Origin of the sequence: Micromonospora mangrovicola, assembly GCF_047200535.1 — a bacterium.
GTDB lineage: Bacteria > Actinomycetota > Actinomycetes > Mycobacteriales > Micromonosporaceae > Micromonospora.
Genome location: NZ_JBJZOG010000016.1, coordinates 1 through 16,414, shown reverse-complemented (window position 1 = coordinate 16,414; position 16,414 = coordinate 1). Strand labels below are relative to the sequence as shown.

12 protein-coding genes and 2 pseudogenes are annotated in these 16,414 nt (G+C 73.5%); 4 read left to right on the top strand and 10 right to left on the bottom strand.

The features are described 5' to 3' along the window. Positions 1-3 precede the first annotated feature (3 nt). Positions 4-324 (top strand): hypothetical protein, encoded by a 321-nt coding sequence (locus ACL02O_RS09375; protein WP_412817601.1) that lies wholly within the window; start codon positions 4-6, stop codon positions 322-324. A gap of 4 nt (positions 325-328) precedes the next feature. Here the strand turns inward: ACL02O_RS09375 and ACL02O_RS09370 are convergent, their stop codons facing one another. The 4 genes and pseudogenes from ACL02O_RS09370 to ACL02O_RS09355 form a co-directional block, all read right to left on the bottom strand. Continuing rightward, positions 329-1,810 carry a CYTH and CHAD domain-containing protein gene (locus ACL02O_RS09370; RefSeq protein WP_412817600.1) on the bottom strand — a complete coding sequence of 494 codons (1,482 nt, stop codon included), beginning with the start codon at positions 1,808-1,810 and terminating at the stop codon, positions 329-331. Positions 1,811-1,850: 40 nt separating this feature from the next. Next, positions 1,851-3,113: an acetyl-CoA C-acetyltransferase gene (locus ACL02O_RS09365; protein WP_412817599.1), complete on the bottom strand. Its 1,263-nt coding sequence runs from the start codon at positions 3,111-3,113 to the stop codon at positions 1,851-1,853. Positions 3,114-3,187: 74 nt separating this feature from the next. Beyond that, on the bottom strand, positions 3,188-3,985 hold the full coding sequence (locus ACL02O_RS09360; protein WP_412817598.1) for an SGNH/GDSL hydrolase family protein: 798 nt from the start codon (positions 3,983-3,985) through the stop codon (positions 3,188-3,190). Beyond that, positions 3,982-5,063 (bottom strand): annotated as a pseudogene (locus ACL02O_RS09355) (SGNH/GDSL hydrolase family protein). Before ACL02O_RS09355 ends, ACL02O_RS09360 begins: the two are co-directional and overlap by 4 nt. 144 nt (positions 5,064-5,207) lie before the next feature. Here ACL02O_RS09355 and ACL02O_RS09350 point away from each other — a divergent pair. After that, entirely contained in the window at positions 5,208-5,564 is a 357-nt protein-coding gene (locus tag ACL02O_RS09350) for a YkvA family protein (RefSeq protein ID WP_412817597.1), read from the top strand. Positions 5,565-5,636: 72 nt separating this feature from the next. Further along, positions 5,637-7,007: a cystathionine beta-synthase gene (locus tag ACL02O_RS09345; protein WP_412817596.1), complete on the top strand. Its 1,371-nt coding sequence runs from the start codon at positions 5,637-5,639 to the stop codon at positions 7,005-7,007. Positions 7,008-7,058: 51 nt separating this feature from the next. Here ACL02O_RS09345 and ACL02O_RS09340 read toward each other — a convergent pair whose 3' ends face one another. The 6 genes from ACL02O_RS09340 to ACL02O_RS09315 all read right to left on the bottom strand — a co-directional run bounded on the left by ACL02O_RS09340 (position 7,059) and on the right by ACL02O_RS09315 (position 14,853). Then, entirely contained in the window at positions 7,059-8,009 is a 951-nt protein-coding gene (locus ACL02O_RS09340) for a S1C family serine protease (protein WP_412817595.1), read from the bottom strand. A 70-nt stretch (positions 8,010-8,079) separates the two neighbouring features. After that, entirely contained in the window at positions 8,080-8,589 is a 510-nt protein-coding gene (locus ACL02O_RS09335; RefSeq protein WP_412817594.1) for a GNAT family N-acetyltransferase, read from the bottom strand. Then, positions 8,586-9,515 (bottom strand): ribonuclease Z, encoded by a 930-nt coding sequence (locus tag ACL02O_RS09330; protein ID WP_412817593.1) that lies wholly within the window; start codon positions 9,513-9,515, stop codon positions 8,586-8,588. The genes ACL02O_RS09335 and ACL02O_RS09330 overlap by 4 nt, the downstream gene beginning before the upstream one ends. 522 nt (positions 9,516-10,037) lie before the next feature. Then, complete coding sequence (locus tag ACL02O_RS09325) at positions 10,038-11,222, bottom strand: osmoprotectant NAGGN system M42 family peptidase (RefSeq protein WP_412817592.1); 1,185 nt, start codon at positions 11,220-11,222, stop codon at positions 10,038-10,040. Next, a complete protein-coding gene (gene ngg, locus ACL02O_RS09320; RefSeq protein WP_412817591.1) occupies positions 11,219-13,060 on the bottom strand; it encodes an N-acetylglutaminylglutamine synthetase in 1,842 nt (613 codons plus the stop codon). Before ngg ends, ACL02O_RS09325 begins: the two co-directional genes overlap by 4 nt. A 2-nt stretch (positions 13,061-13,062) precedes the next feature. Beyond that, positions 13,063-14,853: an N-acetylglutaminylglutamine amidotransferase gene (locus ACL02O_RS09315; RefSeq protein WP_412817590.1), complete on the bottom strand. Its 1,791-nt coding sequence runs from the start codon at positions 14,851-14,853 to the stop codon at positions 13,063-13,065. Positions 14,854-15,534: 681 nt separating this feature from the next. Here ACL02O_RS09315 and ACL02O_RS09310 point away from each other — a divergent pair. Next, positions 15,535-16,414: pseudogene (locus tag ACL02O_RS09310) on the top strand (RHS repeat-associated core domain-containing protein); the annotation flags it as partial.

The following is a 16,414-nucleotide window of genomic DNA, read 5'->3' as shown; positions in this document are numbered from 1 at the left end:
GCGATGAGCGCAGCGGAACTGGACCGGGCGGTCGAACTGCTGGTCCGTCAGGTCGGGCACTGGGAGCAGCCGCGCTGGTCGGCGCAGGCCGAGGGCGGCAACGTGTCCCGGGCCGACCTGGTGCACAAGCTGGTGCAGGAGATTGCCAACCTGGCCGCGGACGTGGCGGGCGAGCCGCGTCGGGACGTACCCCGGCTCGGCACCGACCTGGTCCTGCCCGATCAGCTCCGGGTGGTCGCCGCCGACCTGGTGACGGCCGGTGCGCCCGAGACAGTGCTGTCCCGGGCCGCTGCCACGATCTCGGCGACCCGCTCGGCGCTCTGAGCGCTCAACCCTTAAGCCAGCGCCGCACCTTCCGCTTTCGCGCCCGCTCCGCGGCCCGGACCAGGGCCGGGACGTCCCGGTCCGCCCCGGCGGCCTGCCGGGCGTGCAGGATTCCGTACGTGAAGGTGTTCTCCCCGTCGGCGTACGCGCGCAGCGCCTGCCGGCGCAGCACCTCGCGGGTCACCACCGAGTCCTGATGCGCGCCGAGCTGGTCCTGAAGCTCCTTGAGCCGGCCCACCAGCCTGCCCACGGGCCCACCGACGGCCGGCTCGCGCACCTCCACCGCGTACCGGGCCCGCTTGTACGCCTTCCGTGCCTCGTGCAGCGCCGCGTCGTCGGCGCCGGCGGCCAGTGCCCGGTCCAGGCGTCGGTCCGCCCGGGTCACCGCCCGGCGGACCCGGCGGCCCACCCAGCGGGCGTCCACCGGCCTCGCGGTCGGCCCCTCCACCAGCGCGTCGAGCCGGCGCAGCAGGTCGGTGCAGCGGTCGGAGTCGAGCGCCGCGCGCAGGTCGCCGAGGGCGGTGGCCAAGTCGGCGGCGAACCGCTCGGCGAGCCGCGCGGCGACCGGGCCGAGTACCAACTCGTCCGGCTCCGCCCGGACCGCCTCGGCCAGCCGGACGGCCATCACCTGGGTGTCCCGCACCGGGCCGAGCTGACCGCCCAGCCAGCTCAGCTCCGCCCGCAGTGCCTCACTCTCCGAGCGGTCCCACAGCCCCCGGAAGGTACGCAGGGTGGACCGCAGCCGGCGCCCGGCGACCCGCATGTCGTGCACGGCGTCCTCGTCGCCGCCCCACGCTCCGGGATAGTTGGCGATCAGCGCGTCCCGCTGGTCGGCCAGGTAGTCCAGCACCGGGGCCGCCCGCGGGTCGGCGGGCGCGGGGCGGGCGGCGGCGAGCCGCCGACCGAGGGCGCGCTGCGACTTGGAGACCGGCACCGCGCGGGCACCGGCCTCCCGCAACCGGGCGTCCACCGCGTCGAGCAACGCCTCGCCGCCGTCGACCAGCTCGACCTCCAGTTCGTGCCAGCCCTGCCGCTCGCCGCTGACCAGGTCGCGGGCCTCGACGCTGTCCTCGGCGACCTCGGCGAGGACCCGGCCGGCCGCGTCGAGGAGGCGACGTTCCCGCCGGCGGGTGACGATCCGCGCGGCCGGGGCGACCGGCCCGCCCCGGGCGGCGGCCCGGAAGAGCACGGCCAGGCCGGCCGGCGGATCGGTGTCCTCCGGCCCGGCCGGGAACTGGTACTCGGTCCGGGCGCCACCGGCGGCCCCGACCTTGAGGTGCCAGCCCGCGTCGTGCCCCCCGGTACGCCGGCGCAGCGCGAAGCCGCTGCGGGCCAGCCGGAGGTCGGGGGTGTCCAGGTAGACCGCGTCCAGGTCGTGGGTGGTGGCGTCGGACGTCGTCACGACGCCACCGCACCCCGTCAGATCGGGCAGCCGGAACTCCTCGTCACCGGAGTACTTCCGTTCGCGTTCCACGACCCTCGCCATGGCGCCTCCCGTACCCGGCTGCCGTCCCGGTGAATCGACCTCAGTTGAGCCGTTCGAGCACCATGGCCATGCCCTGGCCGCCGCCGACGCACATGGTCTCCAGACCGATGGTCTTGTCGTGCCATTCCAGGGCGTTGAGCAGGGTGCCGGTGATCCGGGCGCCGGTCATGCCGAACGGGTGACCGACGGCGATCGCGCCGCCCATCACGTTCAGCTTCTCCTCCGGGATGCCCAGCTGCCGGTACGACGGGATCACCTGGGCGGCGAACGCCTCGTTGATCTCGACCAGGTCGACGTCGTCGATGGTCATGCCGGCCCGCTTGAGCGCCTGCCGGGACGCCTCGACCGGGCCCAGGCCCATGATCTCCGGGGAGAGCGCGGTGACACCGGTGGAGACGATCCGGGCCAGCGGGGTGAGGCCGAGCTCCTGGGCGCGCTGGGCACTCATGATCACTACGGCGGCCGCGCCGTCGTTGAGCGGGCAGCAGTTGCCGGCGGTGATCCGGCCGTCCGGGCGGAACACCGGCTTCAGGCCGGCGACACCCTCCAGGTTCACCCCCGCGCGCGGGCCGTCGTCGCTGCTCACCACGGTGCCGTCCGGGGTGGTGACCGGGGTGATCTCGCGGGCCCAGAAGCCGTCCGCGATCGCCTTCTCGGCCAGGTTCTGGCTGCGGACGCCGAAGGCGTCCATGTCCTCACGGGTGATGTCGTAGACCTGGGCGAGGTTCTCCGCGGTCTGCCCCATGGCCAGGTAGATGTCGGGGAGTTGGCCGGCCTCGCGCGGGTCGGTCCACACCCCGGCGCCGCCCTGGGCGCGGGCCCGCGAGCGCTCCCGGGCCTCGGTGAAGCGCGGGTTCTCCCAGCCGCCGCCGACCAGCGCCTGCGCCTCCGGCGGCAGGGCGTCCGAGTTGCCCCGCGCGTATCGGGAGACGGTCTCGACGCCGGCGGAGATGAAGACGTCGCCCTCGTCGGCCCTGATCGCGTGCATCGCCATCCGGGTGGTCTGCAGCGAGGAGGCGCAGTAGCGGGTCAGCGTGGCGCCGGGCAGGCCGTCCAGCCCGAGCAGGGTGGCGACCACCCGGCCCATGTTGAAGCCCTGCTCGCCGCCGGGCAGGCCGCAGCCCAGGTAGAGGTCGTCGATCGTGGTGGGGTCCAGCGCGGGGACCTTGTCGAGGGCGGCCTGGACGATGGTGGCGGCGAGGTCGTCCGGGCGGACGTCCTTCAGGGAACCCTTGACGGCGCGGCCGATGGGGGAACGGGTGGTGGCGACGATGACGGCGTCGCGGGGCGACTCAATCGGCATGAACCAACGTTAACCCGCGGGTAACTTGACGCGGAAGTTCGCCGCCCGGCGGGAAATGTCACCCGCCGGGCCGCTCAGTGGTGGCGGGAGGCGACCGTCGCCGCCGCCTCGACCGCCGGCAGCAGGGCGTGCGCCCAGACCCGGTAGCCGTCGGCGGAGGGGTGGTAGCCGTCGTGGCAGAGCGTCCCGGCGTCCGCCCGGAACACCGGGCCGGTCTCGACGCCCAGCTCCACCACGGTGCCCCCGGCCTCCAGCACCGCCGCCGTCTGGGCGCGAGCGACCCGCCGGCCCGACCAGGCGAGCACCTGCCGCAGCGGGGCGGCGACCGCGCGGACCGCGCCGAGATCGGGACAGGTGCCCACGACCACCTCGACGTGCGCCTCGCGCAGCCGGCGCACCGCCGACCCGAGGTAGGCCGCCGCGTCCGCCGGCCGGGCCATCGCGGTGGCGTCGTTCGCCCCGATCAGGATCACCGCCACGTCGGGCCGCTCGCCGAGCAACGCCCGGGCCACCTGGGTGGCCAGGTCGGTGGAGCGGGATCCGGAGACCCCGACGCTGGACAGGTGCACCCGCCGGCCGGTCGGCCCCTCGGCGAGCAGATGGGCCAGTTGGCCGCCGATCGTGTCCTCGAAGCGTTCCACCCCGACGCCGAGCGCCGAGGAGTCGCCGAGCAGCACCAGCCGCAGCGGCGCGGCGCCCGTCCGGCCGACCGTGGCCCGCAGCGCGAGGCTCAACTCGGGCTGGGCGTACGGGCGGTTGCGGGCGGCGATGGCCTGGCCGGCGAGCACGGCCGCCCCGCCCACCGTGCCAGCGACCAGGGACAGGGCCGCGGCCCGGCCCAACCGTGCCGCGAACTCGCTGCGCTCGCTCATGCCGTCACCTCCCGGTGCCCGTACCGCTCGCTCATGCCAGTCCCTCCAACTGGGGTGAGTCGGCGACAGTACCGGACTGCGGCACCGCGCCGACGCCGAAGAAGGCACGCCGCCGCAGCTGCGCCCAGCGGCCGGCGGGACCCCGGTCGCGGCCCCGGACCTGGGCGCCGCTGACCTCGGTGCCGGCGTGCCGGGCCGCCTCGTGGGCGGCCTTCGGGAGCGACCGTACGCCTTCCCGGCCGCCGAGCGTAGCCCGGCGGTCCGGACCGGCGCCCAGCGCGGAGAGCACCGTGGGCAGCAACGCGGCCGCGGCGACCGCGTACCCCTCGGCGGACGGGTGGAACCGGTCCCAGGCGAACATCCGGGCCGGCTCGGCGGCGAACCGGGGACCGAGCAGGTCACCGAGGGAGACCGTCCAGCCACCCGCCTCCACCACCGCGACCGTCTGGGCGGCGGCGAGCTGTCGGCTCCAGCGACGGGCCAGCCAGCGCAGCGGCGGCTGGATCGGTCGGATCGCGCCCAGGTCGGGGCAGGTGCCGACCACCACCTCGCAGCCCGCTCCGCGGAGCGTACGGACCGCGTCGACCAGGTAACGCACAGCCACCGGCGGTGAGGTGCGGTTGGTGACATCGTTACCGCCGATCAGGATGACGGCGATGTCGGGGGTGACCTCGAGGGCCGACTCGACCTGCGGCTTGAGCCCGGCCGACAGGGCGCCGACCACCGCGAACCGGTGCAGCCGGACCGGCCGGAGCAGCCGGCGGGACAGCCCGGTGGCCAGCAGCGCGCCCGGGGTCTCGCGGCGGCGGTGCACGCCGTAACCGGCGGCGGAGGAGTCGCCGAGGACGGCCATGGTGATCGGCGGGCCGGGGAGCTTCGCGCCGTACACCCCGTCGCAGCGCGGCGGGGGCGCCTCGGCCGTCGGGATGATGCGCCGGGCCTGCCGGGCCTGACCGAGCAGCACCCCGCCGGTCGCGGCGGTGGCCGCCACGGTGGCGCCCGTGCCGATCGCCGCCACCCGGGCGATCAGCCGGGCGCGCTGCCAACCCGTCGGGCCGACGGAACCAGCGTCCCCCATGAGGTCGACATTATCGCGCCACCGCGACACCCGCTCTCCGCGTGATCGGGAGGCTGGGAACGGACCGTTCGGGGTACCTGTCCGGGCAGGAGGACCGGGCTTGCGCCGGCATCGCACCCTGGTCGAGCGGAAAGGGGCGAACAGATGGGCAAGACGTTGAAGCGGAGCGCGGCCTTCGCCGCGCTGGCCCGGGCATTGGCGACCGGCGCCCGGGGCGGGCCGTCACTCGGTGCCCGGCTGGCCGCGCTGCCCCGGATGATCCGGGCCACCGCGAAGGGGCAGTACGACGGGGGCCTGCGGCTGGCCATGATGACGGCGGCGACGGCGTACATCGTCTCGCCGATCGACCTGCTGCCGGAGATCCCGCTGGCGATCTTCGGCTTGGCCGACGACGCGGTGATGGTGACCTGGCTGGCGGGCAGCGTGCTCGCCGAGACCGAGCGGTTCCTGGAGTGGGAGGCCCGTCGCAGCTCCGTCATCCCCGGCCATGTGGTGCCCTGACGACCCGTACCCTGGGCGACGAACAGAAGTCTTCCCGGCCGCCGTCGGCGGCGCAACGAAGGGCACAACGAGGTGCAGTACTACGACAACGTCGTCGAGCTGATCGGCAACACCCCGCTGGTACGCCTGCGCAACGTGACCGAGGGCATCCAGACGACCGTGCTGGCGAAGGTGGAGTACGTCAACCCGGGCGGCTCGGTCAAGGACCGGATCGCGCTGCGGATGGTGGAGGACGCCGAGAAGGCCGGGATCCTCAAGCCGGGCGGCACGATCGTCGAGCCGACCAGCGGCAACACCGGCGTCGGCCTGGCCCTGGTGGCCCAGCTCAAGGGTTACAAGTGCGTCTTCGTCTGCCCGGACAAGGTCAGCCAGGACAAGCAGGACGTGCTGCGCGCGTACGGCGCCGAGGTGGTGGTCTGCCCGACCGCGGTCGCGCCGGAGGACCCGCGCTCCTACTACAACGTCTCCGACCGGCTGGCCCGGGAGATCCCCGGCGCCTGGAAGCCCAACCAGTACAGCAACCCGGCCAACCCGCGCTCGCACTACGAGACCACCGGCCCGGAGCTGTGGAAGCAGACCGAGGGGCGGATCACCCACTTCGTCGCGGGCGTCGGCACCGGCGGCACCATCTCCGGCATCGGCCGCTACCTCAAGGAGGCGTCGGAGGGGCGGGTCAAGGTCGTCGGCGCGGACCCGGAGGGTTCGGTCTACTCGGGCGGCACCGGCCGGCCGTACCTGGTCGAGGGCGTCGGTGAGGACTTCTGGCCGGAGACGTACGACCGGTCCGTCGCCGACGAGATCGTCGAGGTGTCGGACAAGCAGTCCTTCGAGATGACCCGGCGGCTGGCCCGCGAGGAGGGGCTGCTGGTCGGCGGCTCCTGCGGCATGGCCGTGGTGGCCGCTCTGGAGGTGGCCCGCAAGGCCGGCCCCGACGACGTGATCGTGGTGCTGCTGCCGGACAGCGGCAAGGGCTACCTGTCCAAGATCTTCAACGACAGGTGGATGGCCAGGTACGGCTTCCTCGATCACTCGGGCACCGAGCCGACGGTGGCCGACGCGCTCGCCGGCAAGCCGGGTGGCCTGCCCGAGCTGGTGCACGTGCACCCGACCGAGACGGTCCGCGACGCCATCGACTACATGCGCGAGTACGGCGTCTCGCAGCTCCCGGTGCTCAAGGCCGAGCCGCCGGTGGTCACCGGCGAGGTGGCCGGCTCGATCGCCGAGAAGGACCTGCTCGACGCGCTCTTCACCGGGCAGGCCCACCTGCACGACACCATCGAGCGGCACATGGCCGAGCCGCTGCCGATGATCGGTGGCGGGCAGCCGGTCAGCGAGGCGGTCGCGCTGCTGGAGAAGGCCGACGCCGCGCTGGTGCTGGTCGACGGGAAGCCCAAGGGCGTGCTCACCCGGCAGGACCTGCTCGCCCACCTCGGCGCGCGCTGAGCCGGACGGACCCGCCGAGGGTCGCCCCCTGCCGGGGCGGCCCTCGGCACGTCAGCGGGCCAGTTCGGTCGGCACCGCCACCACGTCGACGTAGGCCCCCTTGCGCAGCACGGTGACCGGCAGGCGGGTCCCGATCGCCGGGCCGAGCATCAGCCGTTGCAGGCCCTGGCCGTCCTGCACCGGCCGGCCGCCGGCCGCCACGATCACGTCGCCGAGGTAGATCCCGGCCACCCCGGCCGGGCTGCCCGGCACCACCTCCACCACCCGCAGCCCCCGCCGTTGCCCGGTCCGGGCGGTGATCTCCGGCGGCAGCGGCACGGGCACCCCGGCGACGCCCAGCCAGGCCCGCCGGACCCGGCCGTCGGCGGTCAGGTCGGCGATGATCTGCCGGGTGGTCGAGTTGACCGGCACGGCCAGCCCGAGTCCGTACCCGGCGACCGCCGTGTTGACTCCGACCACCCGTCCGGCCGAGTCGGCCAGCGCCCCGCCGGAGTTGCCGGGGTTCAGCGCCGCATCGGTCTGGATGACGTCCTCGATCAGCCGGGTGACCCGCCCGTCCCGGGCCGGCAGCGACCGGCCGAGGCCGGAGACCACCCCGGCGGTGACCGAGCCGGCCAGCCCCATCGGGTTGCCGACCGCCACCACGAGCTGGCCGATCCGCAGCCGGTCCGCGTCGCCCAGCTCCACCGGCGCGACGCTCGCCTGTTCCGCGCGCAGCACCGCCAGGTCCGACAGCGGGTCGGCGCCGACCACCCGGAACCGGGTCTCGGTGCCGTCGCCGAAGGCGGCCGTGCCGCCCCCGGCCCCCTGCACCACGTGGGCGCTGGTGAGCAGCAGGCCGTCCGGGCTGATGACCACCGCCGAGCCGGCCCCCGCTCCGCGCGCGGTCCGGACCCCCAGGGCGGCCACGCTGGGCAGCACCTGGGCGGCCACACCGCTCACCACCCGGGAGTACGCGTCGAGCGCGGCGTCCTCCGCCCGCTCGCTGTGCTCGATGTCCATGCCGGTGCCAACGCGAGCCCCGGCCGGCCCATGCCCCGATCCGCTCAGAGCGAACGGCGCGGCTCGTCCCTCACAGCTCCCGGGCGTAGCGGAGCTGGGGGACCAGCGCGGGACCGATCAGGTCGTCACGTTCCTCCCCGGTGGCCGCCCAGCCACCGCGCTCGTAGAACCGTCGGGCGGGGGCGTTCTGCCGGAGCACCCACAGCGCCGCCCGGGTCCAGCCGCGCGCCTGCATCGCGGCCAGGGCGTCGACCATCAGCGCCCGGCCGGTGCCCCGCCCCCGCTCGTCCGGCTCCAGATGGATGGCGTTGAGCAGGCCGGTGGCCGGGTCGCCCGCGTCGTCCGGGCCGAGGTAGCTGAAGCCGACCAGCCGGCCGTCGCGCTCGGCGACGGTCATCCGGTGGTCCGTCCCCTCCCAGGCCAGCCGCTCCACCCAGTACCGGCCCATCGCCTCCGGTGTCGGCCCGGCCAGCGCCTCCGCGGGCAGGAACGACGAGTACGCCGCCACCCGGGAGCGCTGGTGCAGCGCGCCGACCGCCATCAGATCGGCCTCGGTGGCGGGACGGAGGGAAACGGTCATCCGGCCGAGGCTACCCGCCGAGGCGGCACCGGGACGGTCATCAGGTCCTCGGCGATCACCAGGTCCCCGGTGAAGTGCGCGCGGGCCTCGTCGGCGAACCGGCGCGGGTCGGCGTACCGCTGGGAGAAGTGGGTGAGCAGCAGCGTGCGTACCCCCGACTCGGCCGCCACCCGCGCGGCCTGCGCCGCGGTCAGGTGACCGACCTCGGCGGCGAGCGTCGCCTCCGACTCCAGGAAGGTCGACTCGATCACCAGCAGGTCGGCGTGCTCGGCCAGGGCCCACACCCCGTCGCAGAGCCCGGTGTCCATCACGAAGGCGAACCGCTGCCCCGGTCGGGTCACGCTCACCTCGTCCCGGGTGACGCGGCGGCCGTCCAGGTCCAGGTGGCCGTCGCGGAGCAGCTTGCCGACGGCCGGGCCGGCGATGCCGTACGCGGCCAGCTTCTCCGGCACCATCCGGCAACCGTCCGGCTCGATCAGCCGGTAGCCGTAGGTCTCGATCGGGTGCCGCAGCCGGCGCGCCTCCAGGGTGCCGATGGGCAGGCTGATCCGCTGCCCGTCGGTGTCGATCGGCTCGACGGCCAGCTCGGCGGTCTCGTAGAAGCTCGACGCGTGGCGCAGTCGGGCGAAGTAGTCAGCGCCGCCGGCCGGGAAGTGCACGGCCACCGGGTGGGGCACCCGGTCCAGGGAGAGGCGCTGGATCACGCCGGGCAGCCCCAGGCAGTGGTCGCCGTGGAAGTGGGTGACGCAGATCCGGGTGAGGTCCGTGGCGGAGATCCCGGTGTGCAGCATCTGCCGCTGGCTGCCCTCGCCCGGGTCGAAGAGGAGCACCTCGTCGTCCCAGCGCAGCAGGTAGCCGTTGTGGTTGCGCTGTCGGGTCGGGGCCTGGCTGGCCGTACCGAGCACCACCAGCTCGCGCATGGACACGGCGCCTCCTGCCGCTGGCATGAAGCGACCCCCGGGGCTTCCGCGCTCGCGCGCGGGCCGGCTGGACTTGGGCCGGCACCCCGGGGGTCGGGTGGCTGTCGTGGATTCGCCGCACCGCTGCCACACGGTCTCGACGATTGTGCCTGGTTGTCCGCCTCGCGGCGGACGGGATCACTGTCGAGGACAGCGGCTAGCGGACAGCCACCTCACGAGTCCGATTGCTATACAAGTCTGGACCACCTCCTTTCCCGTGTACCGCCACGCTATCCACTCCCGGTGACCCCGGCAACGGATTTGGATCACAGGTGGTACCGGAACCGGGCGGTCGCCGCTCGGGGGGTTGCCGCAGGGGTCGGCGCCGGCCGGCCGGAGGTCTTGTGCCGTTCGCTACGAACTTGATGACGTGGGTGAATCAGGGCGGGCCGGAGCGGTGATCCGCCAGTGTCATCAAGTTCGTAGTCATCCGCGGACCCTGCCGGCCTGGGGAGCCGGGAGCCTGCGCCCCAGGCTCTCCCGCGGCCCTCAGTCGAGGCCGATCGGGCCCTCGCGGGGGCCGTCCTCGGAGGCCGGCTGGACGGCCAGCGAGGGAAAGTCGGCGAGGTCGCCCTCGGGTTCGGCGTCCCATTCGGGGAAGACCAGCGGGCTCTGCAGGTAGAGGCAGAGCAGCTGGGTGAGGTGGACCAGGCCGTCGAGACGCGTCCGCTCGTGCCCGTGGGTGGCGTCCACGCCGAAGCCGAGCAGCGCCACCCGGGCGTGCGCGCCCGCCTCGACCGCGGCCGCCACGTCCGACCGGTAGTAGTCGAAGACGTCCCGGACCAGGTCGACGCCGTGCTCGCGGGCGATCGAGGCCAGGTTGCGGGTCAGGTGGTAGTCGAACGGGCCGACCCCGTCGCCCATGGCCAGGGTCGCCGCGTCCTCCCGGGACTGCTGGCCCGGGGCGACCACCGCCGCGTCCACCGAGACGATCTCCGCCACGTCCGGATCGAGCCCGTGACTGGCCCCGTGCCCGATCTCCTCGGTGACCGTGACCAGCAGGTGCGCGGTGACCGCGGGGGTGACCCCGGCATCGACCATCGCCTTGAACGCGGTCAGCACGGCGGCCACCCCGGCCTTGTCGTCCAGGTGCCGGGACTTCACGTACCCGTTCGGGGTGACCGTCGGGTTGGGCAGGAACGCCACGAAGTCTCCCGCGTCGATGCCCAGCGCCCGGAGGCCGGCGATGTCATGCACCGGCTCGTCCACCCGGACCTCGACCTGCTCCCAGCCGATGCCCTGCGAGTCGACGCCCTCGTTGTAGCGGTGCCCGCTGGCCTTGAGCGGCAGCACCTGGCCGGTGATCACCCGCTCCAGGTCGTCGGTGAAGATCCGCACGTGGGCGCCCTCAGCGAACCGGGCGCTGTGCGTGCCGATCGGCTTCAGCTCCAGGCGGCCGTTCTCCTTCAGCCGCTTCACCATGCCGCCGATGGTGTCGGTGTGCACCACGACCGCCCGGTCGGCCCCGGTCTCCCGCGGACCCGGCAGGGAGGCGCTGAGCGCCCCCCGCCGGGTCAGCGTCGAGGAGATGCCGAGCGCCGACAGCCGCTCGCCGACGTACTGCTGGATGTGGTCGGTACGCCCCGACGGGCTGGGGATCTCCAGCAGCTCCACCAGCACCTGGCGGAGGTAGTCGAGGTCGAGCTTGAGCGGTTCGGGCTTGCGTGCGGTCATGCCCCAGAGCTTGCCGCACCCGCCGGCGACCAGAGACGCTGCGGTGCCCGGGTGCCCGGGAAGAGCAGGTCGACGAAGCGTTCCGCGGTCGGCTGCGGCTCGTGGTTGGCCAGGCCGGGTCTCTCGTTCGCCTCGATGAAGACGTGCTCCGGCCGGTCGGGAGCGGGCACCAGCAGGTCCAGCCCGGTGACCGGGATGTCCAGCGCCCGGCTGGCCGCCACGCAGGCCTCGGCGATCGTCGGGTGCAGCTCGGCGGTCACGTCGTGGATGGTGCCGCCGGTGTGCAGGTTGGCGGTCCGGCGTACCGCGAGCACCTCGCCCTCGGGGAGCACGTCGTGCATCCGGTAGCCGGCCTCGGCGACGACCTCGCGCGTCATGGCGTCGATCGGGATGCGGGATTCGCCGCCGGTGGCGGCGGCCCGCCGCCGGCTCTGCCGATCGATCAGCTCGGTGATGTCGTGCACCCCGTCCCCGGTGACCTGCGCGGGGCGGCGCACGGCGGCGGCGACCACCTCGTGGTCGATGACGACCACCCGCAGGTCATCGCCGTCGCGCAGCTCCTCGATCAGCACGTCCGGGCAGAACCGGCGGGCCAGCTCGACCGCGGCGGCCAGCGCCTCGGGGGTGCGGACCCCGACGGTGATGCCGTTGCCCTGCTCGCCGCGGGCCGGCTTCACCACCACCGGTCCCACGTCCTCGAGGAATGCGAGGTCGTCCGGTTCGCCGGTGGCCGTCCGGCCCCGCGGCACGGAGAGCCCGGCCTGGGTGAGGATGCGCCGGGTCACCCGCTTGTCGTCGCAGCGGCTCATCGCCACCGCCGAGGTCAGCTCGGACAGCGACTCGCGGGTGTGGATGGCCCGGCCGCCGTTGGTCAGCTTCAGCTCACCCCAGTGCGGGTCGGTGACCTCCACCCGGATGCCGCGGCGCATGGCTTCGTCCGCGACGATCTTCGCGTACGGGTTGAGCTCGTCGTACCCCTCCGGCATGGCGGGCAGGAACAGCCGCTCGTTGATGGGGTTCTTCCGCTTCACACAGAGCGTCCCGGTGCGGTGGAAGCCGAGCCGCTCGTAGAGCCGGATCGCCCCGTCGTTCTCGGCGAGCACCGAGAGGTCGACGAAGGCCCGCCCGCGTTCGTCGAGCCGGTCGGCCAGTTCGGTGAGCAGGGCCTGGCCGGTGCCGGGCGGCGCGGTGTTGAAGTCCACCGTCAGGCACCACAGGCTGGCCCCGCTCTCGGGGTCGGCGAAGACCGCGACGTGGTCCACGCCGGTGATGGTGCCGACCACCTCGCCGGTGGCGTCCTCCGCCACGAGGTGCAGGAATCGGTCGGTCCCGGCGTTGTCCACCAGCACCTCGACCGGCGCGGTGACCATGCCGTTGCGGGCGTAGATCCGGTTCACCGCCTCCGCGTCGTCCGCGTCGCGCAGCGGGCGGATGCTCAGGCCGGGGATTTCGCTGCCCTCGGTGGCCGCCGGCCGGCGCTCGCCGAGCGGCAGCCGGTAGGTCAGCGACGGGTCGATGAACAGCTCGTCCGGGAGCCGGGAGACCAGCACGTGCGGGTCACGCAGATAGATGCAGATGTCCCGGGCGCCGGCCGCCTCGGAGCGCAGCACGTGGGCGACGTCGGCCTGTTCGGTGAAGGTCTGCCCGAAGACCAGCCGGCCCCAGCCGCAGTCGAGCACGACACCGGTGTCGCCGGACGGCTGTCGGCGGGGTTCACGGCGGGGCTCGGGGCCGCCGGGGGCGATCGGGTCGCCGCCCGGGCCGACGCGTTCCCGGCGCCGGCCCAGCACCCGTTCCCGGTCGGTACGGGCCGTGCCGGTGGCGAGGGTGTCGGTCACGGTCAGTCGATTCCGTGGCTCTGGAGCCACATTTCCAGGAGTCCGAGCTGCCACAGCTTGTTTCCGTTCAGCGGAGTGAGTTCGGCGTTCGGGTCGGCGAGCAGCGCGTCGACGTAGTCGGCGCGGAACAGGTCGCGGCGGCGGGCCTCCGGCGCGGTGAGGGCGTCGCGTACCCGGTCGAGGAGCTTGCCCTCCAGGTGGGTGAGGCCCGGCACCGGGAAGTAGCCCTTCGGCCGGTCGATGACCTCGTGCGGCAGCACCCGCCGGCCGATCTCCTTGAGCACGCCCTTGCCGCCCTGGGCCAGCTTCAGCTCCGGCGGGCAGCTCGCCGCCAGCTCCACGAACTCGTGGTCGAGGAACGGCACCCGGGCCTCCAGCCCGTGCGCCATGGTCATGTTGTCCACCCGCTTCACCGGGTCGTCGGTGAGCATGATCTGGGTGTCGATCCGCAGGCCGGCGTCGACCGCGGTCTGCGCGCCCGGTCGGGACAGGTGCGCGGCCGCGAACTCCCGGGCCGGGTCGCCGCCGGCCAGCCAGGCCGGGTTGAGCACCCGGGCCAGGCCGGCCGCGTCGCGGTCGAAGAACGCCTTGGCGTACGTCTCCAGCGCCTGCTCCCGGTCCATCCCGGCCAACGGCGGGTACCAGTGGTAGCCGCCCAGGATCTCGTCCGCGCCCTGGCCGGACTGGACCACCTTGACGTGCCGGGCGACCTCCTGGCTGAGCAGGTAGAACGCCACGCAGTCGTGGCTGACCATGGGCTCGCTCATCGCTTCGACGGCGGCCTCCAGCGGCGGCACGAGGTCGCCGGTGGGCACCTTGATCTGGTGGTGGTCGGTGCCGAACGTCTTCGCCACCAGGTCGGAGTAGACGAACTCGTCGCCCGCCCGGCCGCCGACGGCGTCGAAGCCGATGGAGAAGGTGGAGAGGCCGGAACGGGTCTGCCCCTCCCCGGCGAGCAGCGCCACCACCAGGCTGGAGTCCAGCCCGCCGGAGAGCAGCACGCCGACCGGCACGTCGGCGACCATCCGGCGGCGGACGGCGGTGGTCAGCGACTCCAGCAGGGCGTCCTGCCAGTCCCGCTCCGACCAGTCGGCCCGCTCGGCGGCCCGGGTGAACGCCGGGTCCCAGTACACCCGCTCGCGGGTGGAGCCGTCCGGCTCGTACACCCGGACGGTGGCCGGGGGAAGCTTGGTGACCCCGCGCAGGATGGTCCGCGGCGGCGGCACGATGCTGTGGAAGCTCAGGTAGTGGGCGAGCGCCACCGGGTCGATCGAGGTGTCGATCCCGCCGCCCGCGAGCAGCGCCGGCAGGGTGCTGGCGAAGCGGACCACGCCGGGACTCTCGGCCAGGTAGAGCGGCTTGATGCCGAGCCGGTCCCGGGCCAGCACCAGCCGGCCGGTGTCCCGCTCGCTGATCGCCACGGCGAACATGCCGATCAGGTGGTCGACGAAGTCCAGGCCCCACTCGGCGTACGCCTTGACCACGACCTCGCTGTCGCCCGAGGAGAAGAAGCGGTGGCCCTTGGCCTGCAGTTCCTCGCGCAGCTCACGGTAGTTGTAGATGCAACCGTTGAAGACCCCGGTGAGCCCGGCGGCGGCGTCCACGATCGGTTGGCCGCTCGCCGCGGAGAGGTCGATGATCTTCAGGCGCCGGTGTCCCAGCGCGGTCGGTCCCTGCGACCAGACCCCGCTGTCATCCGGGCCTCGGTCACTCATCGTGGCCGCCATCCGCTCCACCGCCGACACATCGGCGCGTGAACCGTCACGGCGGAACTCTCCGGCAAGTCCGCACATGCCAGCCAATGCTGCCAGAGGATATTGCGATTCGCCTGTTGAGATGATGACGGTTGTGTGACAGGTTCGCTATCATGCGCCGCTACCGTGCGTAGCCGCACTCGTCGCGCGTGACCGCTGTCCCGGGCGCGACCGATGCCCGAAATGTGTCCGGCTGGCGGCGTGAGTAAGGCCGCACTTTCCAGGCGCGGCGTCCGTCGCTCACTCGGACTCACCCTCGCCGGCGGCCGTCCGGCCACGGGACGGTGTCGTGTCGATGAACGCGTGGGGTGAGTCGGGCAGCCGAGAAGGCAGGGCATCCCTGTGATCCCGGTCACATCGCTTTGGTGGCTGCTGCCGCCGCTCCGTGGCCGGGTCGCCGGCCTGCGTCAAGGCTCCTCATTGATCGTTGTACATCCGCCGGCCAGGCAATTCTTTTCCTTCTATCGGCGGCTGAGGTGTCAACGCCGGCCGTAGTTCGCTGATCACCCCCTGCTTCATCTAGGAGAATCAGTGAATACAGGAAGACCTGTCCGGGGTCCGATGCCCCGGATCCCGTGGCCGTCCCGGGGCCGGAGCGGCCGCGCCCTCGCGGTCGGCTTGTCGGTACTGCTGGCGGCAACGATGGCCGACTGGGTTGCCGCACCGCCGGCTGCCGCGGCTTCGCAGCCGGCGACCAAGGCCACGCACGCCGGGCCACAGGTGCTCGAACGTCCGGACGAGGCGGCGGCACTGGCGACGGCCCGGTTGACCAACAAGAAGGTCCACATCACGGGGATGACTTCGGAGACGTCCGACTTCTGGGCACTCCCCGACGGCCGGGTGGAGGCGGAGGTCCACCTGGGCCCGGTGCGCATGCGGGACGGGAAGACCGGCGGCTGGCAGCCGGTGGACTTCTCGCTCGCGCCGCAGGCCGACGGGTCGGTCGCCGCCAAGGCCCACCCAGCCGGGCTGCGCCTGTCCGGCGCGGCCGGTGCGGGCGAGCACGACCTCGTGACGGTGTCGACCGACGGGGGCACGATCTCCCTAGGGTGGTCCGGCCGGCTGCCCGCTCCCGTGGTGGAGGGGACGAAGGCCACCTATCCGGAGGTGCGCCCCGGCGTCGACCTGGTGGTGGAGTCCACCCGGACCGGCTTCGAGCAGTTCCTGGTGGTGAAGAACCGTGCGGCGGCGGCCGAGGTGCGCGCCCTGTCCCTGCCCCTGCGGGGCAAGGGCGTGACGCTGACCGACGACAAGCGCGGCGGTTTCGAGATCCGGCGGAAGGACGGCGCCGTCGTCGGCGTCTCCCCGCAGCCGCAGATGTGGGACGCCCAGAGCGACCCGCAGTCGGGCGAGCGGGTGCGCCGGGCCACCGTGGCCAAGAAGGTCGGCGCGGCGAAGGCCGGTCGGCTGGCCGTGACCCTCACCCCGGACCAGCGGTGGCTGAACGACCCCAAGACCGTCTTCCCGGTGACCATCGACCCGGCGGTCACGTTGAAGCCGAACTACGACGCCTTCGTGCAGACCGACTACAGCTCCGACCAGTCCGGCGCGACGGAGCTCAAGCTCGGCACGTACGACGGGGGGACCACCAAGGCCCGTT

Coding starts and splice junctions, on each gene's coding strand:
- ACL02O_RS09375 (WP_412817601.1), top strand. CDS start 4: ATGAGCGCAGCGGAACTGGACCGGGCGGTCGAACTGCTGGTCCGTCAG.
- ACL02O_RS09370 (WP_412817600.1), bottom strand. CDS start 1,810: ATGGCGAGGGTCGTGGAACGCGAACGGAAGTACTCCGGTGACGAGGAG.
- ACL02O_RS09365 (WP_412817599.1), bottom strand. CDS start 3,113: ATGCCGATTGAGTCGCCCCGCGACGCCGTCATCGTCGCCACCACCCGT.
- ACL02O_RS09360 (WP_412817598.1), bottom strand. CDS start 3,985: ATGAGCGAGCGCAGCGAGTTCGCGGCACGGTTGGGCCGGGCCGCGGCC.
- ACL02O_RS09350 (WP_412817597.1), top strand. CDS start 5,208: ATGGGCAAGACGTTGAAGCGGAGCGCGGCCTTCGCCGCGCTGGCCCGG.
- ACL02O_RS09340 (WP_412817595.1), bottom strand. CDS start 8,009: ATGGACATCGAGCACAGCGAGCGGGCGGAGGACGCCGCGCTCGACGCG.
- ACL02O_RS09335 (WP_412817594.1), bottom strand. CDS start 8,589: ATGACCGTTTCCCTCCGTCCCGCCACCGAGGCCGATCTGATGGCGGTC.
- ACL02O_RS09325 (WP_412817592.1), bottom strand. CDS start 11,222: ATGACCGCACGCAAGCCCGAACCGCTCAAGCTCGACCTCGACTACCTC.
- ACL02O_RS09315 (WP_412817590.1), bottom strand. CDS start 14,853: ATGTGCGGACTTGCCGGAGAGTTCCGCCGTGACGGTTCACGCGCCGAT.